Genomic DNA, 25503 nt, shown 5'->3' on the forward strand with positions numbered 1-25503 from the left:
ACGAAACCGGGAGGCGCGTTCAAGTTGGGTGTGTTCGTCACAGGTGTGCGACCGCGCTGGTCGGACATGGACGCCTACGGTCACGTCAACCACGCCAACACGGTGACGTTGTTGGAAGAGGCGCGCATCGACCTGCTGTTCACCGAGGCGACCCGGCAGGGCGTGCCGGACATGGCGAAGGGCGTGGTGGTGGCCCGGCTGGTCGTGGACTACCTCGCGCCGCTGGTCTTCACCGGCGGTGAGATCGAGGTCGAGATGTCGGTGCGGGAGCTGAAGTCGGCGTCCTTCACGCTGGACTACGCGGTCCGCGAAGACCGCCGCGAGGGCAGCGCTGTCGTCACGAAGGCGGAGACCCTCATGGTCCCTTACAACCTGGCGGCCGGACGTCCGCGCCGTCTCCTCGAAGCCGAGCGGGACTTCCTCGCGGGCTGGCGTGCCGGAGGTAATGGTGCCTGAGTTGGTCCTCGCCGACCCCGCCGAGCGGGATGACCTCGGCGCTTTCGTCGCCCGAGCCGTGCGCTTGGACGCCCAGGCCGTGGTGCGGCTGCGCAACCGCGCGTCCGGCGACCTGGTGGACGCCTGGGTGGCGACGCCGTTCGACGCGCTGGCCACCCGGACCGTCGCCGGGCAGATCACCCCGGACGACGTCACGGTGTCCGGGACCGACCTGCTCACCGGCCTGGCCGTGGTGCGCAGCGAGACCGTCGACCCCGGTCCGGCGCGGGACATCATGTGGCGTTCGGCGCTGCCGCCGTCGACGGGCTGGCTGCCGGTGGACCGGCTGCCCGGCAGCGTCGTGGCGGAGTTGGCGGAGAAGGGCGTGGAGGTGGCGCGCGAGAACGCCGGTCCGCGCGGCACGCCGCCCGCGTCGCTGCTGGATCAGACGGTGCTCACGGTGAGCGGTTCGGGGCTGGACGTGAAGGTGCCGATGCGGTGCCTGTTCGCGTTGTCCGGCATGGGTTTCCTGGGCGGTGACGACGTGCGCATCACGGCCACCGACTCGTGGATGCGCATCGACGCCCGCTTCGGCGCGGTGGTCCGCCGCCGGCACTCCATGCTGCCCCTGCTGGTCTGATGGGCGGCAGCAAGCTCACGCAGGGGTCCCACCCAGGGGACCCCTGCTTCAACCCTGCCACAAGGGACCGACACTCCGTGGCGCTCGCGGGCTGCCTGTGGACAACCGCAGAACGACAACCGCAGAACGACAACCGCGGAGCGACGGCCGTGGCGCTAGGCGAGCCAGACGGCCGTGTCGGGCGGCAGCTGGTTGCCGTCCATCGGGCCGCTGGCCAGCAGCACCTCACCGGGCGGCAGCGGCACGGGGCCGCCGGAGGTGTTGAGCGCGCAGATCAAGCCGCCGCCCTTGCGCCGGAACGCGAAGCACCCGGCCGGCGCGCCGTACCACTCCAGCTCGTCACCGCTGAACTCGCCGCGTGATTTCCGCAGCTCCAGCGCGTGCCGGTAGAACGACAGCATCGACTCCGGGTCTTCCAGCTGCGACTCGGCGGTCAACCCCGCCCACTCGTTCGGCTGCGGCAGCCAGGTGGTGGGCGCCTGCGAGAACCCGAACGGCGGCGTGTCGCCCTCCCACGGCAGCGGCACGCGGCAGCCGTCACGGCCGCGCTGGGTGTGCTTGGACCGCAGCCAGATCGGGTCCTGCAACGCCCAGTCCGGCAGCTCAACGTCCGGGAGCCCCAGCTCCTCGCCGTTGTACAGGTAGACCACGCCCGGCAGTGCCAGCTCCACCAGCGTCATCGCCCGCGCCCGACGTGCGCCGATCGCGCCACCGCCGTACCGCGTCACGTGCCGCGTCACGTCGTGGTTGGACAACGTCCAGGTCGGCGGCGTGTCCAGCCCGCGCACCGCACCCAGCGAGTGCTCGATCGCCGTGCGCACGCCGTCCGCGTCGAACGGCGCCTCGACCAGCCGGAAGTTGAACCCCAGGTGCAGCTCGTCGGGCCGCACGTACCGGGCGAACCGCTCGTCGTCCTTGACCCAGACCTCGCCGACGGCCATCCGGCCCGGGTACTCGTCGATGACCTTGCGGATCATCCGGTGCACCTCGTGCACCCCGTCGTTGTCGAACCGGGGGTCCAGCGAGTTGTCGTGCATCACGCCGGCGCCCAGCTCGGCCCGCGGGTCGATGTTCGGCAACCCGTAGGGCTTGGCCATCCCGTGCGCCACGTCGATCCGGAACCCGTCCACGCCGCGGTCCATCCAGAACCGGAGCGTGCGCGCCAGGTCCGCCGAGACCTCGTGGTTGTCCCAGTTCAGGTCGGGCTGCTCGGGCGCGAACAGGTGCAGGTACCACTGCCCGTCCGGCACGCGCGTCCACGCCGGTCCGCCGAACTGGCTGGGCCAGTTGTTGGGCGGCACGGACCCGTCGAACCCGCCGCCGTCCCGGAACACGTACCGGTCCCGCTCGACCGACCCCGGCCCGGCCCGCAGCGCGGCCTGGAACCACGGGTGCCGGTCGCTGGTGTGGTTCGGCACGAGGTCGATGGTGACCTTGAGGTTGTGCTCGTGCGCCTCGGCGACCAGCCGGTCGAACGCGGCCAGGTCGCCGAACAGCGGGTCGACGTCGCGCGGGTCGGCCACGTCGTACCCGTGGTCGGCCATGGGCGAGGTGAAGAACGGTGTGAGCCACAGGGCGTCCACGCCGAGCAGTTCGAGGTAGCCGAGCCTGGAGCGGATGCCGTCGAGGTCGCCCACCCCGTCACCGTTGGAGTCGGCGAAGGACCGGACGTAGACCTGGTAGAAGACGGCGTCACGCCACCAGGCGGACTCGTCGGCGATCTCTGGTTGTAGATCGGAGGATCGTCGCACGAGACGTCATCCTGCCATTCGCGACGGACACCAAGACCACGTTCGGGCGATCAAGAATCACACCCAGGCATTCATCATGCTGTTGGCTGCCATCTCCAGATAGGCCCAGAGCTGCGCACGGTGCTCCGGGGAGAGATCAACAGAGTCGACCCCCACCTTGGCGCACCGCAGCCACGCGTCCCGCTCGATGGGACCGATCACGAACGGAGCGTGGCGCATCCGCAACCGAGGATGACCGCGGGTGTCGGAGTACGTGTGCGGCCCGCCCCAGTACTGCATGAGGAACAGCCGGAAACGCTCCTCGGCGGGGCCCAGGTCCTCTTCGGGGTACATCGGGCGCAGGACGGGATCGTGGGCCACTTCCTCGTAGAAGCGCGCGACGATCTTGTGGAACGTCTCGTACCCGCCCACTGCTTCGTAGAAGTTCTCCGGAGGAGTGGTCACCCCTCCATCCTGCCTCAATCCCGGACCGGAAGCCCACGCGCAGGGGCCTGGGCGGGGTCCGGGCGGGGTCCGGGCCGGAGGCCTACGACTTCAGCGAGATGCCCGCCTCTTCCAGCGCGGGCATCAGCTTGGCCCTCAGCGCGCGCTGGACCGCCCACTGCCTGCCCGGCCGCACCTTCACCGTGACCCGCATGGTGATGCCCTCGGGCGTGACCTTCTCCACACCGAGCACCTGCGGCTTGTCGATGACGTCCTTGGCCAGCGACTCCTCGTCCGTCGCCGCGATCACGGCCTTGGCCAGCACCTCGGCGGCCGAGGACAGGTTCGCCCCGTAGCCGAGGGGCAGGTCGACGACCGCCACCGCGAACCCCTGCGACGAGTTGCCGACCCGCAGGATCTCGCCGTTGCGGACGTACCAGACGGTGCCGTTGGTGTCGCGGATCGTGGTGATCCGCAGCGCCACCGACTCGACCGTGCCGGTCGCGGGACCGAGGTCGACCACGTCGCCGACGCCGTACTGGTCCTCCAGCATCATGAACATGCCGGACAGGAAGTCCTTGACCAGGTTCTGCGCGCCGAAACCGATGGCCACGCCGAGGATGCCCGCCGAGGTGAGGATCGGCGCGGGGTTCATGCCGATCTCGGTGAGGATCTGGATGAAGGCGATCCCGAACACGATGATCGTGATGAAGGACTTGAGCACCGAGCCGATGGTCTTGGCCCGCTGCTCGCGCCGCTCGGAGACCAGCGCGCCCAGGGTCTGCGGCGCACGCTCCCGCAGCGGCCTGAGCAGCTTGGGCTTCCGGCCGCCGTTGCCGCGGGTCATCCGGTCGATCAGCCTGCGGAGCAGGAAGCGGACAACCACCGCGATGACCACGGTCAACGCGATCCGCAGCCCGCCTTCCGCGATCTTCGGCCCGTTGACCACCCACCACTCGACGGCGAGGGTCGCCTCCACGTTCACCTGCTCTGTCCTCCACTCACAATTCGAGGCCGGTCGCCCAGGCCAGGAAGCTCAGCTGGTCCACGGCCAGGCCGACCGACCGACTCACCGATCGGCCCGCGTGCCCCACCTCGGTCTCGCGGCGGAGCAGCATTGGGTGCTTGGTCGGATCACTCGACGTCGCGTGCTGGAGCGCCGCGCACATCTTCCGGGCGTGGTTGGGGTCCACGCGGCTGTCCGACTCGAAGACCGTGAACAGGACCGAAGGGTACTCAACACCGGGTAGCACCCGGTGGTACGGGGAGTAGTCGAGCAGCCACGCCAGCTCCGACGGCACGGACGCGGACCCGTACTCCTCCGCCCACAGGCGTCCGAGCAGGAACTTCTCGTACCGCACCATGTCCAGCAGTGGCGCCGAGCACACCGCCGCCGCGTACAGCTCCGGTCGCTGCGTCACCGCCGCACCGACCAGCAGCCCGCCGTTCGACCCGCCGGTGATCGACAGCTGCTGCGGCGTGGTCCACCCGTCCTCGATCAGCTTCTCGGCCGCCGCGTGGAAGTCGTCGAACACGTTCTGCTTCCGCTCCCGCATCCCGGCCTGGTGCCATTCCTCTCCCTCCTCGTCGCCGCCCCGCAGCGACGCGTGCGCCCACACGCCGCCCGCCTCGACCCACGCCAACGTCGTCGCGCTGTACCCCGGCCCGCGCCCGACCGCGAACCCGCCGTACCCGGTGAGCAACGTGGGCCGGGGCAGGTCCGGGTGCTGTTCCCCGGACACCACGAACATTCGCACGACGGTCCCGTCGGACGACGTGTACGAGAGCTGTTGTGTGGATACCTGCGGCAGGGCGACCGTTCCGGGCGCCGCCTCCTCCAGCTCCGTCCGGCCGCTGGAGAGCGAGTACCGGTACACCGACATGGGCGTTGTGAAGTCGGACCACCCGAACCACAGGACGTCCCGGTCCGCAACCGTGAGCGCGTCGACGGTGGACAACCCGTGCAGCGACCCCGTCCCCGGCAACGGCACCTCCCGCAGGTGCGCGCCCGAGTCGGGGGAGTGCAGGTGCAGTTCCGACACCGCGTGCCGGGTCCGCAGCAGCACCAGCGCCCCGTCCAGCCACGTCACCGCGTCCAGCACCGAGTCCGGCTGCTCCGGCACCAGCTCGGTCCACTCGGTGGGCGCCTCCGGATCGGCCACGCACAGCCGGAACCGCGGCGCGTCCAGGCTGGTCCGCAGGTAGAGCCGACCGTCCGGGGCGACCCACGCCGCGCACTGCACGCCGTCGTCGTCCGACACCACCGGCTCCAGCTCGCCGGACCCGTGCAGGTCGGCGATCCACACCGAGTCCCGCCGCACGGTCCCCGGCACGCCGTTCACCAGGAGCCACCGCCCGTCCTCGGACAGGGACACCCCGTAGTAGTACGTGTGGTCGAGGCCGTCACCGTGCACGTTCACGTCGTCCGAGGCCGGCGCGCCGACCCGGTGCCGCCACACCCGCCGGTGGAACTGCCGCTCGTCCTCGGGCACCAGCGCCGGGTCGACCCGGCGGACGTAGAAGAACTCCTCACCGCCCGGCAGCCAGGCCACCGGCGAGTACCGGCAGCGGTCGACGGGTCCGTCCAGCAACTCGCCGGAGTCGACGTCCACGACGTGGAGCAGCGAGTGCTCGTCTCCGCCCACGGAGAGCTGGTAGGCCAGACGCGTACCTTCGAGGGAGGGCGACCACCGGTCCAGGGTGGTCCGCCCGGTCGGGTCGACCGTCGACACGTCCAGCAGCACCCGCTCCACACCGTCCACCCGCACGTACAGCACCGGGTGGTCCTGGTCCGGCCCCCGCCGGGTGTAGAACGACCGCCCGGCCCGCCACACCGGCGTGCCGACGGACCCGGTCCGCATCAGCTCGGCCAGCCGGTCGCCCAGCGCGGCACGTCCGGGCATGGCGTCCAGCCACGACCGGGCCAGCCCGTCCTGCTCGGCGGACCAGTCGGCGGTGCGGGGGTCGGTGGCGTCTTCCAGCCAGCGGTACGGATCAGCCACGGCGTGTCCGTGCAGGTCCTCGACGAGGTCGAGCCGTTCCGCGGCGGGATAGGTGATCGTCGCAGGCAGCGCTGCGGGGGAGGCCTCAGTCACCCCCGGGAGCGTAGCGGCCCTGATGAAAACCATCTTCGATAGGGGTGTGTTCACCCGATGTTTCGATCTCGGGTCCGTGACACGTCGCATATCACAGGTGATTTTTGGGGTCGATCTGTGGTCTGCTATTGCTGAACCGGTGGAGGTGGTCGCGTGCCAGACCGACAACCCACCCCGATCGGCGCCCTGGTGAACGCCGGGAACGCGTCGTCGGCCCCGTTCGGCCAAAAACAGCTCGCGGCCACGTCCGTGCACGCTGTGGTCGACGGGCAGGGAGCCGGTCAGGCGCCCGTGGTGTTGCCCTGGGGTAGACGCAAGGTCTTGCTGCTCAACGCCACGTTCGAACCCCTCACCGCGCTGCCGCTGCGGCGCGCGGTGGTCCTCGTGGTGTGCGGGAAGGCCGAGGTCGTGCACGGTGACCCCGCGGGGGCCGTCGTCCACTCCTCGACGTCCGAGGTCGTCGTCCCGTCGGTGATCCGGCTGGCGAACTACGTGCGGGTGCCCTACCGCGGTCGGGTCCCGCTCACCCGGGCCGGGTTGATGCACCGCGACCGGTACCGCTGCGCGTACTGCGGTGGGCGCGCCGAGACGATCGACCACGTCGTGCCGCGCAGCCGGGGTGGCCCGCACTCGTGGCAGAACTGCGTGGCCTGTTGCGCCAAGTGCAACCACCGCAAGGCCGACAAGCTCCTCTCGGAGCTGGGCTGGCGCCTGCGCGTGGTGCCGAACGCTCCCCGCGGGCCGCACTGGCGGCTGCTGGCCGGCGTCACCGAAGCCGACCCGCTGTGGCTGCCCTACCTGGGCGAGCCCGCGGCCTAGGCGTTCCGTCCGTCACGCCGCCTGGGTGAAGCCCTCGCGGTCCGAAGTGATGCGCACGGAGCCCGGCTCCGTCCCGGTGATCCGCACCGAGTCGCTGTCGCCGCCGGTGATCCTGACCGAGTCCGTCCCGTCGCCGGTGATCCGCACGGAGTCGCTGTCGTCGCCCGTGATGCGCACGGAGTCGTTGTCCGCGCCGGTGATGCGCACGGAGTCGCTGTCGTCGCCGGTGATGCGGACGGAGCCCGTGATCCTGACCGATCCGGTGATGCGCACCGAACCGGTGATCCGCACCGAAGCCGGGTCGGCGGAGGTGATCCGGACCGAGTCGTGGTCGTAGGAGGTGATGCGGACCGAGCCTCGCGCCGACGCCCCGGTGATCCGGGCGGAGTCGTCGGAGACCATCCGGATGGAGTCCCCGGACGTGATGCGCACCGACGCGGCTTGCTCGACGGGACGCTGATCGGTCGTAACGCTCTGCTCTAGTTGGGCGTACGACGAAAGGGTGAGGGCGGCGACCAGAGCAAGGTTCACGGTGTACATGTCGTGTCCTCCGAGACTCATCGGGCGGGAATTAGTATCCGGAATCGGATGCGCAAGACCCGTACAGGTGAAAAGCTAGAAGCCGAGTGGGCCCAGTGCAAGACGCCAAACCGGCCGCCATACGCCTCCGTATGGGGGAAGGCCGTCCGGGTGTACGCACTGCAACGATGGAGCGGTCCATCTAGTGCATCCGGCACCAATGGACACCCAGGGTGACATTGCCCCAGGTAGGGGTCGTGTAGATCACATCGACCATGTCGGGTGACGGGGGTCGTGCCGGTGGTGGACCCGGTGTCGCGGCCGGCGTCGCCATCCCACCCCGCGGTCACCGCCGAACACGGGATCGCTCCCCGCCCCGCCGCGCCCGCGTTCACAGATGGAGGGGGTGGCCGGACCGCGTCGCGCACCCCGCCGAGCCCGTGCGGGTGCGGGAACAGGTGCCCTCGCCCTCACGTGACCAGGACGATCGGTTACCGTAACCGCCGTGACCATCGTGGAGACCGTGCTCGTCTTCGCGCTGATCCCGCTGGCCATCTACGGCGTGATCACGCTACTGACGCTGAGGCCGAAGGCCACCCGCATCCAGCGGTACCGCCCGGGCCAGGAATGGAACTACGCCCCCGTCTGGTGGGGTGCGAACCCCGCCGGCCTGACCGGCGGCGCGCACGAGGCCGCCCCCACCGCGGCCGAGGGCCGTACCGCCAAGGGAGGTGCCCGTGGCAACTGGTGAGCTGTCGAAGACGCAGGTGGACCCGTCGACCCTGGAGGTCGGCGCGGCTGTCACCAGCAGCGGCCGGATTTCCGTCGCGAAGATGTACGAGCCGCACGCGCCGAGCCTGCCGTTCACGCCGGTCCAGCTGGCGAGCCTGGACGAGGCGGTGACGCTGGCCAGTCGGACCACCGGGCTGGACTACAGCGTGTACCTCGGCGAACTGGGCCCCGACGCGCGCGCGAAGGCCGAGGAGCTGCACGCGAGCACCCCGCGCCCGTCCCACGCCGTGCTGATCGCGGTGTCGCCGGGCGAGCGCGTGGTCGAGGTGGTGACGGGCGACGAGTCCCACCGCCGGATCGCCGATCGCGGCGCCAAGCTCGCCGTGATGAGCATGGTCGCGTCCTTCAAGGAGGGCGACCTCGCCGGCGGCTTGCTGAGCGGCCTGCGGATGCTGACGGACCAGGCGGGCAGCGCCCCCAAGCGGCGCTGAGCCCGACGAAGCGGGACTGACGGAGTGAGGGCCCCGGCGCTGAGCCGGGGCCCTTGCGTTCTACCGGGTCTTGAGCGCGTCCACGAACGCCCTCAACCGCGCCGGGTCGACACCCAGCACGACGTCCGGGTTCTTGCTGTCCCGGACCGCGCCCAGGTGGTTGCCCACCTCGACGCAGTCGCCGCTCAAGCTCCTGCTGGACTTCTTCCACCGCACCGTCATGCGACTCCTGTCGTCCGCTGCACCTCCTTGGCGATGATCTCGAAGGACTGCTCCGGGGTCATCGCGACGTCCACCAACTCTGGCACGCACGCCTCGAAGCCGGCCACCGCCTGGGGCTCCTGCACGAACACGGCGCTGACCGCGTTCTCCAGGTGCACGAAGGAGGTTCCGTCGCACTTGATCAGCTGGAAGGCGCCGCCGAGTCCTGCGTGCCAGCCGGTGGCGTTGGGCACGATCCGCAGGTCGACGTTCTCGTGCGCGCTCATCATCAGCAGATGGTCGAACTGCTCCGCCATGACCTCCTGGCCGCCGACCGTCTGGCTCAGCACACCCTCGCCGATCAGGGCGGTGTAGTGGACCGGGTTGCGGCGCGTGAGGATGTCGCGTCGTCCCATTCGGACCGCGACGCGGGTGGCGATCTCCTCGTCGGGGACGCGTCCGGCTTCCATCATGGTGCGGGTGTACGAGCTGACCTGGAGCAGGCCGGGGATGAGCAACGGTGACCAGCTCACCACCTCGTGGGCCATCTGCTCGACCTCGACCAGTGCGGCGATTTGGGCGCGCCGTTCGGGAAGTTCGATCACGTCGAGGGGAGATCCGGTGGTGTCCTCGGCCAGCGCGAGGATTTCTTCGCGTACACGATCGGGGATGTCCAGCGGGTCGAGGATGCGGAGGACCTCGGCCAGGGTCGGAACGCGTTGCCCGCTCTCGTTGCGTGAAAGCAGCGAATGGATGATACCGACTTTCCTCCCGAGTGCGCGCTGACTGAGATTATTCGCCTGACGCACGTTGCGCAGGAGCGCGCCCAAAGCGATGGCCTTCGAGGTATTGCGTTTCATGTTATGCAGCTTAAAGCGAGGCCAGTGGCCAAGTCTCTCGCCCGATAAGGGTATTGACCGACTGTTAGTCGCCGGACACTCTGTTGTGCAACACAGCTGCCGACCGGTCCGCACGCTGGTCGGACATGCGCGGCGGGTGGTGGAGCGCGCGAGGACTGCGCAGCGCCCACCATCCGCCGCGTCTCGCACCAAGGGGAGTCATGGAGTCCGAAGAACGGTCATCCGTCCGGCTGAGCACTGCCCGCAGTCGGGAATTGGGAGAGGAATTGCGTCGAGTCCGGCACCGGGCCCGGATGTCGTCGGGTTCCGTCGCCGAGGCGCTGGGGTGGTCGGTGGGAAAACTGTCGAAACTCGAAACCGGAAGTCGCGGCACGAGCCCGTGTGAAATCAGCACGCTGCTCGGTCGGTGCGGCGCCGACAAACCGACCCGCGACCGGATCCTGGCCATTGCCAGTGAGGCGGACACGGGCAGTTTCCTGCGCCTGCACGACTCGTCGCCGGACACGTTGACGGCGCTGTCGGTGCACGAGCACACGGCCCGCACGGTCACCGCGTACGAGCCGTTGACGGTGCCGAGCCTGGCGCAGACCGAGGACTACGCGTACGCGCTGACCAGGAACCGGGCCATCACCCAGGCCCGCATGACGCGTCAGGACGTGCTGCGCCGGACCGGCGGCCCGGAGACGGTGATCTACCTCCACGAGGCGTCGTTGCGCGTGGTCGTGGGGGATCCGAAGGTCATGCGGGACCAGTTGCTGCGCCTGACGCTGATGTGCGGTTGGGAGCAGTTCTCCCCGCGCGTCATCCCGATGAGCGCGTCGTCGCACGTGGCCCTGCGCCACCCCGCGACCCTGCTGACCTTCACCGCGCCCATCAAGCCGCTGGCCTACACCGAGACCGACACCGCCACCGTCTTCCACGACGACCCGGTCGCCATCGCCGCGTACCAGGCCAAGATGCGCTACCTGGAACGCCTGGTCCTGTCCCCGGCCCAGTCCCGCGACGTGCTGGTCCGCTGGGCGGACGCCTACGACCGCGACACCCGTTCCTGAGGAGAGCGCACTCCCGGCCGCTGTGGAGGGACGTGGTGGCACTGTGCGGCGCCACCACGTCCGACTCCACGACGGCTCAGGACCGGTCGAACTCCTGGGCCGCCAGGGCGCGCACGATGCCCGCGCGGCCCTCCGACACCAGCCGGCGCAGGGCGGGCGGGCGTTCCTCGGCCAGCCACTCGTCGGCCGCCGTCACCGTGCTCTTGGAGATCGACCACGACGGGAACAGGCCGACGACCATCGACTGCGCCCGTTCGCTCGACCGCCGCTCCCACACGTCCGCCACGTCGGCGAAGTACCGCGCCACGAACGGCTCCAGCAGCGCCTTCTGACCGGGGTGCTGGATGCCGGCGATGATCGCCTCCGACACCGCGTTCGGCAGCTCGTCGTCGTTCACCGCCCGGTCCCACGCCTCGTTCTTGGCCTCGATCGTCGGCCGCAGCGCCCGCGCCGACTCGGCCTTGCGCCGTCCGGTCGCGGTCGGGTCGCGCTCCTCCTCGGCCGCGACCTCCTCCAGGGACGCGGCGCCGTGCGCGACGAGCGCGTGCAGCAGCCGCCACCGCAGGTCCGTGTCGACGTCCAGGCCCGCCAGCGTGTCCGTGCCGTCCAGCCAGCCCCGCACCACGCCCAGCGTCGGCTCGTCCAGCACCGACCCGGCCAGCGCGTTCACGAACGCCAGCTGGTGGTCCGAACCCGGCTCGGCGGCGAGCGCCAGCGCCAGGACCCGGCTGGTGAACTTCCGCCAGCCCTCGTCCCGCCACGACGTGTCCGCGTACGACGACAGCGCCGTCTGCGCCTGGAGCAGCAGCCGCTGCACCACGCCGACCTCGGTCTCCGTGCCCAGCCCGCCCAGCACCAGGTTCACGAAGTCGCGGGCCTTCAGCTCCGCCTCACGCGTCATCTCCCACGCCGCCGACCAGCACAGCGTGCGCGGCAGGGGCTCGGCGATGTCGGCGATGTGGTCGATCAGCGACGCCAGGGAATCGGGGTCCAACCGCATCGTGCAGTACGTGAGGTCGTCGTCGTTGACCAGCACGAGCTTGCCGCGCGGCACGCCGACCAGCTCGGGCACCTCGGTGCGCTCGCCGGACACGTCCAGCTCCACGCGGTGCGTGCGCACGAGCTTGCCGTCCGCGTCCGAGTCGTAGACGCCGATCGCCAGCCGGTGCGTGCGCAGCTCGCCCGCACCCGGCCGGGCGCCGCCCTGGAGCACGGCGAACTCGGTGAACCGGCCCTCGGTGTCGACCGAGTACTTGGGGCGCAGCAGGTTCAGGCCGGTGGTCTCCAGCCACTGCGCGCTCCACCACGACAGGTCGCGGCCGGACGCCTCTTCCAGCGCGTTGAGCAGGTCGGCCAGGGTCGCGTTGCCCCAGGCGTGCTTGCCGAAGTACACCCGCAGCCCGGCCAGGAAGTTGTCCAGGCCGACGTACGACACCAGCTGCTTGAGGACGCTGGCGCCCTTGGCGTACGTGATGCCGTCGAAGTTGACCTCGACCGCCTGGAGGTCCGGGATGTCGGCGGCGACGGGGTGCGTGGACGGCAGCTGGTCCTGCCGGTACGCCCACGACTTCTCGATCTTGGCGAACGTGGTCCACGCCTGCCGGTACTCGGTCGCCTCGGCCTGCGCCAGCACCGACGCCCAGGTGGCGAACGACTCGTTCAGCCACAGGTCGTCCCACCAGCGCATGGTCACGAGGTCGCCGAACCACATGTGCGCCATCTCGTGCAGCACGGTCTCGGCGCGGCGCTCGTACAGGTAGCGGGTGACGCGGCTGCGGAAGACGTAGTCCTCCAGGAAGGTGACGCAGCCCGCGTTCTCCATCGCGCCCGCGTTGAACTCGGGCACGAAGCACTGGTCGTACTTGCCGAACGGGTACTTCACCCCGAACGCGCGGTGGTAGAAGCCGAAACCCTGCTTGGTCTCGGTGAACAGCCGCTCGTGGTCCATGTGCGGCGCGAGCGACGCCCGGCAGTAGATGCCCAGCGGGATCGTCGTCTCACCGTCGGTGAACTCGTCGCGCCACTCCGCGTACGGGCCCGCGACCAGCGCGACCAGGTACGTCGACATCGGCTTCGTGGTCCCGAAGACGTGCCGGTCGGCGCCGCCGTGGCCATCCACAGTGGACTCGATCGCCGCGTTGGAGACGACCTTCCAGTGGTGCGGCGCGGTCACCGCCAGGTCGTAGACGGACTTGAGGTCCGGCTGGTCGAAGCAGGCGAACATGCGCTTGGCGTCGGCCGTCTCGAACTGCGAGTACAGGTACACCTCGCCGTCGACCGGGTCCACGAACCGGTGCAGGCCCTCGCCGGTGTTCATGTACCGGCAGTCGGCCTCGATCGTCAGCTCGTTGACCTCGGCCAGGTCGGGCAGGTGGACGCCGTCTTCCTCGCGGTACCCGGAAACGTCCAGCTCGTGCCCGTTGAGGACGGCGCGGTGCACGTTGGCGGCCACGATGTCGACCCACGAGGACGCGCCGGGCGTGCGGCTGCGGAAGGCCACCGTCGTGATCGAGCGGAACGTGTCCGAGCCGGGCTTGCCGCCACCGTCGGTCAGGTCCAGCTCGATCCGGTAGGAGTCGACTTCCAGCAACGCGGACCTCTGCTGGGCCTGGTCGCGGGTGAGGTTGGGTGCCGCCACTGGTCACCTCGTCTGCCGGCGCCACGGGGATCTCGGCGCCGACGTCGTCGGAACGGGGAATGGTGTCGTGTCGGTGAACACGACAGTCGCATCCAATCACGTAGGACGCGGGGAAGTGGACTGGCGTCCGAGGGAAGACTGCGTGCGGTCGGCTGGTTGACCACGAAGGGACGCGCCGAACCTGGTGGCGCCCGGACACGCACAGCCACGGAAGGAACACCGCATGTCGACAGAGGGACGCACGAAGGTCGACTTCTACTTCGACCCGATCTGCCCGTTCGCGTGGATCTCGTCCCGGTGGATCCTCGAAGTGGAGAAGGAGCGGGACCTCGACCTCGACTTCCGCGTCATGAGCCTGTCGGTGCTCAACGAGGGGCGCGACCTGCCCGCCGAGTACCGCGAGCTGATGGACCTCGGCTGGGGGCCGGTTCGGGTCGCGATCGCCGCGGCCAAGCTCAAGGGCGACGACGTGCTGCGCGACCTGTACACGGCGCTCGGCACCCGCTTCCACAACGAGGGCAAGAGGGACTACGACGCGGTCATCAGGGAGTCCTTGGCGGAGGTGGGCCTGCCGGCGGAGCTGGCCGAGGCGGCGCACACCGACGAGCACGACGCCGACCTGCGTGCCAGCCACCACCGCGGCATGGACCCGGTCGGCATGGACGTCGGCACCCCCACGATCCACATCGAGGGCGTGGCGTTCTTCGGCCCGGTGCTCACCAGGATCCCGCGCGGCGAGGACGCCGTGAAGATCTTCGACGGCGCGCGGGCGCTGGCGAGCTACCCGCACTTCTTCGAGTTGAAGCGCACCCGGACCGGGGACCTGGACTTCTCCTGAGGCCATCGGTGTGACACTCTGAGGCTGCTTTCGTCTTAAAGTGTCACACCGTTCCCCGGGGAGTCGCAGTGATCGAGGTCGTCAACCCGACCACCGAAGAGGTCATCGGCACCGTCCGCGCCGGCACCGTCGGGGACGTGGACGCAGCCGTGACGAGGGCCGTCGCCGCGTTCCCGGAGTGGGCGGCGACGCCGTTGGAGACGCGGCTGGCGCTGGTGCGGCGGGTGGCCGACGCGTTGGTCGCGCGGACCGACGAGCTGGCCGCGACCATGACGGCGGAGATGGGCACGCCCATCACGTTCGCGTCCCGCGTGCAGGTGCCCAACCCCGTCGGTATCGCGCGGGGCGTCGCCGACGTGATCGAGGGCGGCTACTTCTCCGGTGAGGAGATCGGCAACTCGCTGGTGCTGCGCGAACCGATCGGTGTCGTCGCCGCCATCACGCCGTGGAACTTCCCGCTCCAGCAGATGGTCGCCAAGGTCGTGCCCGCGTTGGCGGCGGGTAACGCGGTGGTGCTCAAGCCGAGCGAGCTGGCGCCGATGACGGCGGACCTGCTGGCCTCGATCCTGTACGAATCCGGCGTGCCGCACGGTGTGTTCTCGTTGGTCCACGGCACGGGGCCGGTGGTCGGCGAGGCGCTGGCGGTTCACCCGATGGTGGACATGGTGTCGTTCACCGGTTCGACGCGGGCCGGTCGGCGGGTCGCCGCGGTGGCCGCCGAGACGGTCAAGCGGGTGGCGTTGGAGTTGGGCGGCAAGTCGGCGAACGTCGTGCTGGACGACGCCGACGTGACGCGCGCGGTGAAGATCGGCGTGGCGAACGCGTTCATGAACAACGGCCAGGCGTGCAGCGCGTGGACCCGGTTGCTGGTGCCGTCGTCCCGTCACGACGAGGCGCTGGAGATCGCGGTGGCCGCCGCGTCGAAGTACGAGCCGGGCGACCCGGCCGTGCCGACGACGCGCATCGGCCCGGCGGTGTCGGCCGCACAACGCGATCGGGTGGTCGGTTACATCCGCAGCGGTGTCGAGGAGGGCGCGAAGCTCGCCCTGGGCGGCCCGGATGCGCCCACCTCCCGCGGCTTCCACGTGGCGCCGACCGTGTTCGGCGACGTTCGTGCGGACATGACGATCGCGCAGGAGGAGATCTTCGGCCCGGTCCTGTCGGTCATGCCTTACACGGACGAGGACGACGCCGTGCGCATCGCCAACTCCACCATTTACGGGCTTGGCGGCGCCGTCTTCTCGTCCGACGAGGACCGTGCGCTCGCCGTGGCGAAACGACTGCGCACCGGTCAGGTGGACATCAACGGCGCCGCGTTCAACACCAGCGCCCCGTTCGGCGGCTACCGCCAGTCCGGCACCGGCCGTGAGTTCGGCCGACACGGCCTCGACGAGTTCACCGAACTCAAGTCCATCCAACGCTGACCCCGCGCGAGTCCTGCGTTCCGAACGTAGGACTCACGTGGTGCGGGCGTAGGACTCACGGGCTAGGTGTTCTGTCCTGTGAGGTTGGGTACGCGGGTGGCGGGTGGCTGGCCGCCGAGTGCGGTGTGGCCGCGGTGGTGATTGTAGGTGTGCAGCCATCGCGGCAGCGCCTCTCGCCGCTCGGTCTCGGACCGGTATGCCTGGGCGTAGGCCCATTCGTCGAGCAGGGTGCGGTTGAAGCGTTCGACCTTGCCGTTGGTCTGCGGCCGGTAGGCGCGGGTGCGTTTGTGGGTGATGCCGGACTGGGTGAGGGTGTCGCGCCACAGGTGTGAGCGGTAGCAGGAGCCGTTGTCGGTCAGCACCCGTTTCACCGTCACCCCGGCGGCCCGGAAGAACGCTTGCGCCCTGGTCCAGAACGCGGCGGCGGTCTGCTTGGTCTCGTCCGGGAGGATTTCGGTGTAGGCCAGGCGGGAGTGGTCGTCCACGGCGTTGTGCAGGTAGGCGTAGCCGAGGTTGGGACGGCCGTGGACCTTGCGCGGCCTGCCCGGGTCGCGGTGGGCGGAGCTGTTGCGCCCGCCGGCCTGCCGGCCGTGGACCTTGTGGCCGCCGCCGTCGGGGATGTTGCCCAGCTTCTTGATGTCGACGTGGACCAGGTCGCCGGGCGCGGCGTGTTCGTAGCGGCGCACCGGCACGGCGGTGGCCCGGTCCAGGTGCGCCAGGCGGGCCAGGCCGAAACGCCGCAGCACCCGGTGCACCGTGGAGGGGTTCAGGCCGAGCAGGTAGGCGATGCGGGCCGGCCCCCACCGACGCGCCAGACGCACCTTCACGATGCGGCGCTCGCGGCGGGTCGGCAGGCGGCGTGGGCTGCGGTGGGGGCGGCTGGAGCGGTCGACCAGACCCGCCTCCCCGTGCTCGCGGTAGCGCCGGGCCCAGCGCGCGGCGGTGGTCGGCGAGACCTGGAACCGCTCGGCCGCGCGTCGCAGCGGCCAGCCGTCCTGCACGACACACCGGGCCAGGCGCAGCCTGCCCGCCGGGGTCAGCGGTGCGTTAGCGTGGGTCACGAGGGCCTCCGTGGGCTTGGTGTAGACGTCGCAATCCACACCGAACCCGGAGGCCCTCCCTCATTCCAACATCATCCGACTACGTGTCGGACCGCCCACAACCTCCCAGGGCAGTACAGCTAGGCGGAGCCGACGCTGGCGTCGTCGGACACCGTGAGCCGGTGCGGCCGGCCGTCCCGCCGGCGGGCGGTGAAGGCGAATTCGGTATTGCGTCCAGTCTGAACAGGTCTGTCGTCACAAGAGTCGGACATGCTTACCCCCGGGTGATGTAACCACCACTTGTCGTCGGCTTCGTGTGCTCAGTCCGGGGCCGGTCGGGATTCGGCACGTGTCTCGCCGCGAATCCGGCCCGCGCCCCCTGGTCGCATGGCGCCTATTGCCGCCGGAGCGGCTCGACCAGCCGCGACCTCCGCCCTGCCCCCAAGACTCCTGGTCAGCATTCCGGCAGCGCACCGGATCCGCACCCCAGTGACTCCCGAATTCTCAGTTCGGGGGTGCGCCCGATACCCCTAGGGTGTGTGGTCGACCTCCTGGGAGGCGGACCGACGGACGTGGGGGTGGGGACGATGGCCACAGGTCGTGGACGGCTGACGCTGCCGGCCGCGGTCGGCGATCTCGTCGGGCGCGACGACCTGGTGCGCGAGACGGTGCAACGGGTGCTCGGCGTCGACCGGCTCGTCACGCTCGTCGGGCCCGGTGGCGTCGGCAAGACGGCGCTCGCCCTCGAAGTGGCCCGCCGGTGCCGCGACCAGCACGACGAGACGTCCACCGGACTCAGCCGAGAACCCGACGACCAGTACGTGGCCGTCGCCTACCTCGGGCACATCACCCGGCCCGACGAACTGCACCGCGAGATCATCCGCGCCGTGGGCATCACCGACCAGTCCAGCGACGACCCGGTGGACGTCCTGGTCGAACACCTGCGCGGCCAGGACAAGCTCCTCGTGCTGGACAACTGCGAGCAGCTGTGGGAAGCGGTCGGCGACCTCTGCGCGGTGCTGCTGGACGAGGCTCCGGAGGTGCGCGTGCTGGCCACCAGCCGCCACCACCTGGGCATCGCCGGGGAGCACGCCACGCTGGTGCCGCCGCTGTCGGTGCGCTCCGACGACAGCTCGGCCGAGCCGTCGGACGCCATGCGCCTGCTGCTCCGGCGCGCGGAGGCCGCCGGCCGGGTGGTCGAGGAGGGCGAAGACCTGGAGGCGTTGGCCGAACTGGTCGACTGGTCCAGCGGTCTGCCGCTGGTGCTGGAGCTGGTCGCGGTCCGGCTCGGCGGCGGCATGTCGCCCCGCGAGGTCCTGACGAGGCTGGACGGCGGCCGTCTGCTGGCCACCCGCACCCGTCGCGTGCGGTCGCACCACCGGACGTTGGAGCAGACCCTGGACTGGTCGCACGGCCTGTGCTCACCGGAGCAGCAGCGGTTGCTGGCGCGCATCTCCGCGTTCGCGGGCGGCTTCACGCTCGACGCCGCGGAACGGGTCTGCTCGGGGGGCGGCATCGGCGAGCACGAGGTCGTGGACCTGCTCGCCGACCTGGTCCGGCAGTCCTTGGTGGTGGCCCGCCCGAACGGCCGCTACCACCAGTTGCAGCCGGTGCGCGAGTACGGGCAACGCCGGCTGCGGGCGTTGGACGAGGAGCTGTGGGTCCGGGACGCGCACTGCGCCTTCTTCCGCGACCTGGCGGCCGAACTGGCCTCGACCTGGTACTGCGAGGACGAGGTGACCCTGCTGCGCCGCGCCCACGTCGAGATGCCCAACTTCCGGGCCGCGCTGCACCACTGCGCCACCACGTCCGGTCTCGCGGAGATCGGCCTGGCCATGGTCCACGACCTGGCGCGACTGCGCGTGCAGTTCTTCTTCGCGCAGCTGGGCGAGTTCACGACGTGGTTCCAGACGCTGCTGGACCGCGCGCCGGTCCGCCCGACGCCCGAGCGGATCGGGTCCGTGGCGCTGCTCGGGTGGATCAAGCTGTGCCAGGGCGCGCCCCGCGAGGTGGCCGTGCAGCTGGAGCACTGCCGCGAGCTGGTGTCCATGCTGGACGAGGACGCGCAGGTCGCGCCGCTGTACTTCCTCGAAGGCGCCCACGCCCTGCTGGCGGTGGGCAACCCGCAGTCCGTCGAACCGCTGCACCGGGCGGTGGAGCTGTTCGGGAAGATGGGCCCGGAGTTCCGCGGCGACTGCGGCAACACCAAGCTGATCTGGGCGTTGGCGGCCGGTTTCTACGGTGACGAGGCGTCCGCGATCGACGCGGCCGAGGACTGCCTGAACGACGCGCGTCAGGCCGGGGCGGAGTGGGCGATCAGCTGGGCGCTCTGGGCGCGCGGCCTGGCTCCGTTGCGGCACGGCGCACCCGAGGAGGCCGTCGCCTGGTTCCGCGCGGGGCTGGAGATCCAGATCCGGCTGCACGAGCAGTGGGGCAGCACGTGGGCTTCCGAGGCGATCGCCTGGGCACTGGCCGCGGTGGCGCGGGACACGGCCGCGGGCGAGGACCTGCTGGAGATCGCCGCCGAGCTGCTCGGCGGCGCGGTGGCGATGCAGAAGGTCACCGGCGTCGCGATCGCCGGGCTCGCCCCGTTCGGCCGTGAACGCGACAAGGCCCGTAACGCCATCGTGGCCCGCCTGGGTGACGAGCGGTACCAGCGCGCGTACGGCCGCGGCACCGCGTTGCCCAGCCGGGAAGCGGTGTACGCGCTGGCCCTCGGGCCGAGGGTCGAGGCAGGCGGGCGGCGTGCGCCCGACTGCGGTTGGGACCAGCTGTCACGTCGGCAGCGCGAGATCGCCCTCCTGGTCTCGCAGGGCATGACCAATCACGCGATCGCGCGCGAGCTGCACCTGTCCGTGTCGACGATCGAGAACCACCTCACCGCGGTCTTCGCCAAGATCGGGGTGGCCAACCGGGCCGAGCTGAGCACGTGGGTCGGGGTCCAGCTCGCCCAGCGCAGGGACTACTCCTGAGGCTCAGCCCCGCCAGCGGACCGGCAGGGAGACCACACCGCGCAGGACGCCGAACGTCCGCGCCGGCTCGAACCCGGGCTCCAGCGAGAAGTCCGGGAGGGTCGCCAGCAACTCCTCGATCACGATGCCGACCTGCAGGCGGGCCAGGTGCATGCCGAGGCAGCGGTGCGCGCCGGCGCCCCAACCGAGGTGCGGCGCACGGGGGCGGTCGATGTCGAAGCGGTCGCCGTCGGGGAAGCGCGTCGCGTCCCGGTTGGCGCTGCCCCACAGCAGCAGCACGCGGTCGCCCGGGGTCAGCTCCACCCCGTCGAGCGTCACGTCCGCACGCACCGTCCGCCCGGTCGCCGCGACCGCCGACTCGTGCCGCACGCTCTCCTCGACCAGCGCGGGGATGAGCGACGGGTCCTGGGCGACACGGCGCTGGAGCACGGGGTCCGTCGCCAGCGTCAGCGCCGTGTTGGCGATGGTGTCGGTCGTGGTCAGGTGCCCGGCGGCGACCATCAGGAACGCGTGCTTGAGCAGCTCGTCGTCCGAGGCCGGGCAGCCGTCGACCGGGGTGTTGACCACGGCGGTGAGCACGTCGTCCCGGTCCTCCCGGCCACGCCGTGCCGTCACCTGGGCGTGCAGGAACTCGGCGAACCGCTCACCGGTCCGCTGCGCGTCCTCGGCCGACTTCGAGGTCACCAGCGTGCGGGCCAGCCGGCTGAGCTCGGGCCGCTGGTCGACCGGCACGCCGAGCAGCCCGGCGGTGACCATCGGCGGGACGCGGCTCGCCAGCTCCGCCACCAGGTCGGCCTGGCCGCGCGGGCGCAGCTCGGCCAGGACCTCCTTGGTCAGCGCGCGGATGTACGGCTCGTGCGCGGCCACCGCCTGGGGCGTGAAGAACGGCTGCATGGCGCGCCGCCAGACGGTGTGCTGCGGCCGGTCGGTCTCGAAGAGCGGCGCCTCGACCTTCTCCAACGCGGGCAGCACCATCGTCGCGCCCAGGCCGTCGACGGCCGCGCTGAACACGTCGTCCCGCTTGGCCGCGTGGTCGATCTCCTGCCACCGGCTGAGCACGTGGAAGCCGCCGTACTTCTCGCTGCGGGCCACCGGGCACCGGCTCCGCAGCTGCCCGGTCAGGTCGTGGATGTCGGCCGCGACAGCCGGATCGAGGTGGTCGAAGTCGCGCATCCGCGCCGTCGGATCGCCGTCCACGCCGTCCCCCTGGGTGTGCACACTGCGTGTTCGTGTCGCCACGAGTCGTCAGGCGAGAACCAAACCAGATGAACGACCTGGTGTCACGCCTGTGGCCGGAGCACGCCGTCCCGCAGGAGCGGCACGGCGGTGCTCACGTCCACCTCGGAAGCCAGCTCCACGTCACCCCTGTGACCTGCGGCGATGAGTTCACGGCCGGAGACGCAGCCCGCCAGCACGTCCTCCACCGGCGAGCGCGCGTACATCTCCGCGGCCACCGCGGCCTCCACCGACGCCGAGCCGTAGCCCAGCAGCGACGCCATCACCGCGCCCGCGCCGAGCAGGTCTTCCACCGCCGGACGCAGCGGTCCGGCGTCCGCGGTGCCAGTGGCGATGTTCACACCCCAGCGCTCGCCGGCGGGCACCACGCCGATCGGCCCGCCCGCCGCCAACGACCGCGCCGCCGCCCCGACCGCGCCGGCGTTCCGCAGGCACCCTGCCAGCACGATCGCCCCCGTGGACGCGGCCAGGTCGCACAACGTCGCGCCGTTGGCCGACGCCAACTCCAGCACCGTCCCGGGAGGCACCGCCACCAGCGACGACGGCCGCAACGTCCACGACGGGTCCGGCGGAGCAGCCGCCGAAGACCGGTCCGCCCACCGCACGGGCCGCACAGCGCCCCCACGCCCGACCACGACGTCCACCGCCGTGGAGAACGACAACACGTCCACGATCACGAGCACCGCGCACTGCTCGCCCAGGACGGCAACGCCCTCCGGACCCCACTCCAGCCGCAGCCGGCAACCCTCTTGTCTGAACACTCTTCCCAAGATGGCAGACTTGCTGACGTGCGCGTTTACCTGGGATCGGACCACGCGGGCTTCGAGCTGAAGACCCACCTCGCCAAGCACCTGACCGACGCGGGCCACGACGTGGTCGACGTCGGCCCGGCGGTGTACGACGCGGAGGACGACTACCCGCCGTTCTGCATCGAGGCGGCCCGCCGCGTCGTCGCGGACGCGGGCAGCCTCGGCGTCGTCATCGGCGGCTCCGGCAACGGCGAGCAGATCGCCGCGAACAAGGTGCCCGGCGCCCGTGCGGCGCTGGCCTACAACGTGGAGACGGCGGAACTCGCCCGCCAGCACAACGACGCCCAGCTGATCGCGCTGGGCGGCCGGATGCACTCCACCGAGGAGGCGTTCGCGATCGTGGACGCGTTCCTCGCCACCCCGTTCTCCGAGCAGGAGCGGCACGCCCGCCGCATCGGCATGCTCGCCGAGTACGAGCGCACCGGCGAGGCTCCGGCCCTGCCCTGATGCCCGAAGGCCACACCCTCCACCGCTTGGCGAAGCTGCACCAACGCCGTTACGCGGGCTCGACCGTCCGGGTGTCGAGCCCGCAGGGCAGGTTTGCCGCGTCCTTTGTGGACGGTCGGCGGTTCCTGCGCGCGGAAGCGCACGGCAAGCACCTGTTCCACGTGTACGGCCCGGACGCGACCGTGCACGTGCACCTGGGCCTCTACGGCACGTTCGCCGAGGCGGCGCACCCGGTGACGGAACCGGTCGGCCAGGTCCGGATGCGGCTGGTCGGCCCCACCCACTGGACGGACCTGCGCGGACCGACCCGGTGCGAGATCCTGACCGACGTCGAGGTCGCCGCGCTGCGCGCCCGTCTCGGGCCGGACCCGTTGCGCCGTGACGCGGAACCGGACGTGGCCCACGCCCGCGTCGCCCGGTCCCGGCAGTCGCTCGCCGTGCTGCTGATGGACCAGACGGTGCTCGCGGGGGTCGGCAACGTGTACCGGGCGGAGGTGCTGTTCCGGCACGGCATCCACCCGCTCGTGCCCGGCAACAAGGTCGACCGGGCGCTGTGGGACGACCTGTGGCTGGACCTGACCGTGCTGATGCGCGCGGGCGTGAAGACCGGCCGCATCGACACCGTGCGGCCGGAGCACATGCCCGACGTCACCGGCAGGGAGCCGCGCGAGGACCGGCACGGCGGCGAGGTCTACGTCTACCGCCGCACCGGTCAACCGTGCCTGGTCTGCGGCACTCCCGTCGCGGCCGCCGACCTGGCGGGCCGGAACCTCTACTGGTGCCCGACCTGCCAACCGGCCTGACCCCGCTCGGCCCGATCAAGCCGGGCTTGATCGAGCCCGGCTTGATCAAACCGGGCTCGGTCCGGCGTGGCTCGGTCCGTCGCGGTCAGAACCCGCCGAAGTCGCCGCCGCCGAAGTCGCCGCCCCCGAAATCACCACCGCCGAAGTCGCCACCCGCGTCGCCGCCCTCACCGCCGGCGTCGCCACCGTCACCGGCGTCCCCGCCCGCGTCCTCGGACGCGACCGCGGCCGGCACACCGACCATGCCCGAGAACATCGCGCTGAACAGCAGCATCGAGCCGAAGCCCCACGCGCCGGCCACCAGAGCGGGCTTCCACCACGGCTCCGAGTACCAGCCCTGCGGCACCGGCCGGCCCGCGACCACGCCACCGGGGTAGTAGTGCGGCGTGCCCGAACCGGGCCGCGGCGAGGCGACGTACCGGTGACCCTCCACCGTGACGTCCCGGTCCTCCATGACCTTGCCCGCACGGCTCTGACCGGTGAGGTCCGGCAGCTCCGGACCGGGGTCCAGGTCCATCGCGATGCGCGCGGCCCGCACGTAGTACAGGCCTTCCATCGCGGTCTGCGTGACCAGGCGGCACTGCTCCACAGTGCGCGCCTGCTCCATCTGCGACCCGGCGGCGGTGAACCGCTCGGACGCGTCCGCCAGCGCCTGCTGGGAGGCGACGTCCGAGCCGGTCAGGTTCATCACCTGGCCGCCCAGCCGTTCGACCCAGCGCCGCGCGTCGGCCTGGGCGTCCTCCAGCTCCCGGCGGCGCTTCTCGGCGGCGGACCTGGCGAAGAACCAACCGGCGCCCACCACCAGAACCAGTAGCACGAGCAACACGATCGTGGTGGTCATCGACCCTCCTGGTGCCTGTTGCCCGGAAAACGACCCGCGACCGGCGGAGGTTCCCGAGACCTGTCAGAAGATCTCCGGACAGTGTGGGTCGCGATCACCCGAAAAGGTGTGCGACAAGGCGTTGACGACACCCTTCGTGACCTCCTGGACCCGCTGGGCGCGTGCCAGGGACGTCAGCCTGGTCCCACCGAGGTACACCGCGCCCAACGCGTTCACGTCCAGCACGACGTCCGGGTCGTCGTCCACGCGCTGCACGGTGGCCGTGCCGTCCTTCACGGTGAACCGCCACCGGCCGGCGTTCCACGGGCAGAACCCGTCGGCGACCTCCAGCACCGCGTCCACGTCCGAGTTGTAGCGGCGCAGGGTCAGGGCGCGGTCGACGTCCACGACGCGCACCCACACGGAGTCGAACCTGTTCCGCAGGGCGAGGCGCGAGTCCTCCAGGAGGTGGGTGATCGGGTCGTCGGACGCGGTGAAGAACTTCAGCTCGCCGACCATGTCGAGGTCCAGCAGGTACCGGTAGAGCGCCGCGTACGCCTCGTCGTCACGGGCCGCGATCTCGCGCACGTGCAGCTCGTTGCGCGGGCCGCGGTCCACCCAGTGCGACTTGACCCGGTAGACCGCGTAGCCGTGCGGGTGCAGCGCGTACCGGTAGGCGCTCAACCCGTCGCGGTCGCGTTCGGTGTCGGCGAGGTGGCAGTCCCAGTTCGCGTCCGACCTGCTCAGCCAACCCGTGCGGACCGGCCGGATCTCGTCGTGCAAAGCCTTCATCACCGGCATGGCCTCGTCCCGCGAGACTTCGCGCACGCGGTCGCCGCCCACCGACACACCGGGCCGGAACGTCGCCCTGGCAGGCACGTCGAGCTTGCAGAACTCCGCCGCGAGCCCGTAGCCGAACCGGGGGTAGATCGCCGCCTCCGACGCCCACAGCACGGCCAGCGCCTCGCGGCCCTCTTCGTGCAGGCCGTGCAGCTGGGCCCTCATCACGCGCGTGAGGGCGCCCCGGCGGCGGTGCCCCGGTTTCACGGCCACCGACGTGACGGCGGCGACCGGCTGCGGGCCGGCGCCGGGCAACGTCATGTCCCGGGTCTGGATGCCGCCGCCGCCGATCAGCTCGTCGCCGTCGAACACGGCGTGGTGGCGTTCCGGCTCGAAGATGTCGCGCCACCGTTCGAGCTGGTCTTCGGCGGTGTCGGACAGGAACGCGGCGTCGAAGACTCGCTGGAAGTCGGCGAGGTCGCCCGCCGTGAGGGTGCGGATGGTGAGCGCCATTGCACGTTCATACGCCGTCCGTCGGGTCGGCGCGAGCCAAAATCAGGGGTCGCGTACGGGTGACGGGTTCGGTGGTGCCGTGCTGATGGACGCCCACTCGTTGGCGAGAGCGCTCCGCGTCAGGGCTTCCGCCTCGCTGATCGCCGTGCTCGACCCAGCGCGCGC

24 protein-coding genes are annotated in these 25503 nt (G+C 70.9%); 11 read left to right on the forward strand and 13 right to left on the reverse strand.

What is annotated here, in order from left to right; genetic code table 11:
• Window positions 1-24 precede the first annotated feature (24 nt).
• Together ACRAKI_RS06390 and ACRAKI_RS06395 are read left to right on the forward strand one after the other, a co-directional pair.
• Complete coding sequence (locus ACRAKI_RS06390) at window positions 25-456, forward strand: acyl-CoA thioesterase (RefSeq protein WP_447006116.1); 432 nt, start codon at window positions 25-27, stop codon at window positions 454-456.
• Entirely contained in the window at window positions 449-1075 is a 627-nt protein-coding gene (locus tag ACRAKI_RS06395) for a hypothetical protein (RefSeq protein WP_447006117.1), read from the forward strand. The genes ACRAKI_RS06390 and ACRAKI_RS06395 overlap by 8 nt, the downstream gene beginning before the upstream one ends.
• A gap of 155 nt (window positions 1076-1230) precedes the next feature.
• Here the strand turns inward: ACRAKI_RS06395 and ACRAKI_RS06400 are convergent, their stop codons facing one another.
• The 4 genes from ACRAKI_RS06400 to ACRAKI_RS06415 form a co-directional block, all read right to left on the reverse strand.
• Window positions 1231-2826, reverse strand: coding sequence for a glycoside hydrolase family 13 protein (locus ACRAKI_RS06400; protein ID WP_447006118.1), 1596 nt, complete (start codon window positions 2824-2826; stop codon window positions 1231-1233).
• 57 nt (window positions 2827-2883) lie between these two features.
• Window positions 2884-3270, reverse strand: coding sequence for a globin (locus ACRAKI_RS06405; protein WP_447006119.1), 387 nt, complete (start codon window positions 3268-3270; stop codon window positions 2884-2886).
• Window positions 3271-3352: 82 nt separating this feature from the next.
• On the reverse strand, window positions 3353-4234 hold the full coding sequence (locus tag ACRAKI_RS06410) for a mechanosensitive ion channel family protein (RefSeq protein WP_447006120.1): 882 nt from the start codon (window positions 4232-4234) through the stop codon (window positions 3353-3355).
• 16 nt (window positions 4235-4250) lie between these two features.
• A complete protein-coding gene (locus ACRAKI_RS06415; protein WP_447006121.1) occupies window positions 4251-6344 on the reverse strand; it encodes a prolyl oligopeptidase family serine peptidase in 2094 nt (697 codons plus the stop codon).
• 153 nt (window positions 6345-6497) lie between these two features.
• On the opposite strand from ACRAKI_RS06415, the gene ACRAKI_RS06420 reads away from it, so the two are divergent.
• Window positions 6498-7163 carry an HNH endonuclease gene (locus ACRAKI_RS06420; protein ID WP_447006122.1) on the forward strand — a complete coding sequence of 222 codons (666 nt, stop codon included), beginning with the start codon at window positions 6498-6500 and terminating at the stop codon, window positions 7161-7163.
• Window positions 7164-7175: 12 nt separating this feature from the next.
• Here the strand turns inward: ACRAKI_RS06420 and ACRAKI_RS06425 are convergent, their stop codons facing one another.
• On the reverse strand, window positions 7176-7703 hold the full coding sequence (locus ACRAKI_RS06425; RefSeq protein ID WP_447006123.1) for a hypothetical protein: 528 nt from the start codon (window positions 7701-7703) through the stop codon (window positions 7176-7178).
• 484 nt (window positions 7704-8187) lie between these two features.
• Between ACRAKI_RS06425 and ctaJ the strand changes: the two genes are divergently transcribed.
• Window positions 8188-8433, forward strand: coding sequence for an aa3-type cytochrome oxidase subunit CtaJ (gene ctaJ / locus ACRAKI_RS06430; RefSeq protein ID WP_447006124.1), 246 nt, complete (start codon window positions 8188-8190; stop codon window positions 8431-8433).
• Window positions 8420-8905, forward strand: coding sequence for a DUF5130 family protein (locus ACRAKI_RS06435; protein ID WP_447006125.1), 486 nt, complete (start codon window positions 8420-8422; stop codon window positions 8903-8905). The genes ctaJ and ACRAKI_RS06435 overlap by 14 nt, the downstream gene beginning before the upstream one ends.
• A 60-nt stretch (window positions 8906-8965) precedes the next feature.
• Here ACRAKI_RS06435 and ACRAKI_RS06440 read toward each other — a convergent pair whose 3' ends face one another.
• Window positions 8966-9127: a DUF397 domain-containing protein gene (locus tag ACRAKI_RS06440; RefSeq protein WP_447006126.1), complete on the reverse strand. Its 162-nt coding sequence runs from the start codon at window positions 9125-9127 to the stop codon at window positions 8966-8968.
• Window positions 9124-9936 carry a helix-turn-helix domain-containing protein gene (locus ACRAKI_RS06445; RefSeq protein ID WP_447006127.1) on the reverse strand — a complete coding sequence of 271 codons (813 nt, stop codon included), beginning with the start codon at window positions 9934-9936 and terminating at the stop codon, window positions 9124-9126. The genes ACRAKI_RS06440 and ACRAKI_RS06445 overlap by 4 nt, the downstream gene beginning before the upstream one ends.
• Window positions 9937-10166: 230 nt before the next feature.
• On the opposite strand from ACRAKI_RS06445, the gene ACRAKI_RS06450 reads away from it, so the two are divergent.
• The gene (locus ACRAKI_RS06450; protein ID WP_447006128.1) at window positions 10167-11018 is read left to right on the forward strand and encodes a helix-turn-helix domain-containing protein; all 852 of its coding nucleotides are present in this window, start codon (window positions 10167-10169) and stop codon (window positions 11016-11018) included.
• 76 nt (window positions 11019-11094) lie between these two features.
• Here ACRAKI_RS06450 and pepN read toward each other — a convergent pair whose 3' ends face one another.
• Window positions 11095-13656, reverse strand: coding sequence for an aminopeptidase N (gene pepN / locus ACRAKI_RS06455; RefSeq protein ID WP_447006129.1), 2562 nt, complete (start codon window positions 13654-13656; stop codon window positions 11095-11097).
• Window positions 13657-13879: 223 nt separating this feature from the next.
• Between pepN and ACRAKI_RS06460 the strand changes: the two genes are divergently transcribed.
• Window positions 13880-14494 carry a mycothiol-dependent nitroreductase Rv2466c family protein gene (locus ACRAKI_RS06460; protein ID WP_447006130.1) on the forward strand — a complete coding sequence of 205 codons (615 nt, stop codon included), beginning with the start codon at window positions 13880-13882 and terminating at the stop codon, window positions 14492-14494.
• Window positions 14495-14562: 68 nt separating this feature from the next.
• On the forward strand, window positions 14563-15918 hold the full coding sequence (locus ACRAKI_RS06465; protein WP_447006131.1) for an aldehyde dehydrogenase family protein: 1356 nt from the start codon (window positions 14563-14565) through the stop codon (window positions 15916-15918).
• A 62-nt stretch (window positions 15919-15980) separates the two neighbouring features.
• Here the strand turns inward: ACRAKI_RS06465 and ACRAKI_RS06470 are convergent, their stop codons facing one another.
• Entirely contained in the window at window positions 15981-16979 is a 999-nt protein-coding gene (locus tag ACRAKI_RS06470) for an IS481 family transposase (RefSeq protein ID WP_447006132.1), read from the reverse strand.
• Window positions 16980-17545: 566 nt separating this feature from the next.
• Here ACRAKI_RS06470 and ACRAKI_RS06475 point away from each other — a divergent pair.
• Complete coding sequence (locus ACRAKI_RS06475; protein WP_447006133.1) at window positions 17546-19930, forward strand: LuxR C-terminal-related transcriptional regulator; 2385 nt, start codon at window positions 17546-17548, stop codon at window positions 19928-19930.
• A 3-nt stretch (window positions 19931-19933) separates the two neighbouring features.
• Here ACRAKI_RS06475 and ACRAKI_RS06480 read toward each other — a convergent pair whose 3' ends face one another.
• Together ACRAKI_RS06480 and ACRAKI_RS06485 are read right to left on the reverse strand one after the other, a co-directional pair.
• Entirely contained in the window at window positions 19934-21148 is a 1215-nt protein-coding gene (locus ACRAKI_RS06480; protein ID WP_447006134.1) for a cytochrome P450, read from the reverse strand.
• A gap of 62 nt (window positions 21149-21210) precedes the next feature.
• On the reverse strand, window positions 21211-21927 hold the full coding sequence (locus ACRAKI_RS06485; protein ID WP_447006135.1) for a 2-phosphosulfolactate phosphatase: 717 nt from the start codon (window positions 21925-21927) through the stop codon (window positions 21211-21213).
• A gap of 27 nt (window positions 21928-21954) precedes the next feature.
• Here ACRAKI_RS06485 and ACRAKI_RS06490 point away from each other — a divergent pair, with 27 nt between their 5' ends.
• Complete coding sequence (locus ACRAKI_RS06490) at window positions 21955-22422, forward strand: ribose-5-phosphate isomerase (RefSeq protein ID WP_447006136.1); 468 nt, start codon at window positions 21955-21957, stop codon at window positions 22420-22422.
• Entirely contained in the window at window positions 22422-23225 is an 804-nt protein-coding gene (locus ACRAKI_RS06495; protein ID WP_447006137.1) for an Fpg/Nei family DNA glycosylase, read from the forward strand. The genes ACRAKI_RS06490 and ACRAKI_RS06495 overlap by 1 nt, the downstream gene beginning before the upstream one ends.
• Window positions 23226-23310: 85 nt before the next feature.
• Here ACRAKI_RS06495 and ACRAKI_RS06500 read toward each other — a convergent pair whose 3' ends face one another.
• Window positions 23311-24066, reverse strand: coding sequence for a hypothetical protein (locus tag ACRAKI_RS06500; RefSeq protein ID WP_447006138.1), 756 nt, complete (start codon window positions 24064-24066; stop codon window positions 23311-23313).
• 63 nt (window positions 24067-24129) lie between these two features.
• Window positions 24130-25338 (reverse strand): GNAT family N-acetyltransferase, encoded by a 1209-nt coding sequence (locus ACRAKI_RS06505; protein ID WP_447006139.1) that lies wholly within the window; start codon window positions 25336-25338, stop codon window positions 24130-24132.
• Window positions 25339-25503: the final 165 nt, after the last annotated feature.

The organism is Saccharothrix isguenensis, from assembly GCF_052936305.1.

What these genes read in the sequence shown, in the direction of transcription:
- ACRAKI_RS06425 (WP_447006123.1), bottom strand. Translation starts at nt 7,703, where the DNA reads ATGTACACCGTGAACCTTGCTCTGGTCGCCGCCCTCACCCTTTCGTCG.
- ACRAKI_RS06440 (WP_447006126.1), bottom strand. Translation starts at nt 9,127, where the DNA reads ATGACGGTGCGGTGGAAGAAGTCCAGCAGGAGCTTGAGCGGCGACTGC.
- ACRAKI_RS06450 (WP_447006128.1), top strand. Translation starts at nt 10,167, where the DNA reads ATGGAGTCCGAAGAACGGTCATCCGTCCGGCTGAGCACTGCCCGCAGT.
- ACRAKI_RS06460 (WP_447006130.1), top strand. Translation starts at nt 13,880, where the DNA reads ATGTCGACAGAGGGACGCACGAAGGTCGACTTCTACTTCGACCCGATC.
- ACRAKI_RS06475 (WP_447006133.1), top strand. Translation starts at nt 17,546, where the DNA reads ATGGCCACAGGTCGTGGACGGCTGACGCTGCCGGCCGCGGTCGGCGAT.
- ACRAKI_RS06495 (WP_447006137.1), top strand. Translation starts at nt 22,422, where the DNA reads ATGCCCGAAGGCCACACCCTCCACCGCTTGGCGAAGCTGCACCAACGC.
- ACRAKI_RS06500 (WP_447006138.1), bottom strand. Translation starts at nt 24,066, where the DNA reads ATGACCACCACGATCGTGTTGCTCGTGCTACTGGTTCTGGTGGTGGGC.
- ACRAKI_RS06505 (WP_447006139.1), bottom strand. Translation starts at nt 25,338, where the DNA reads ATGGCGCTCACCATCCGCACCCTCACGGCGGGCGACCTCGCCGACTTC.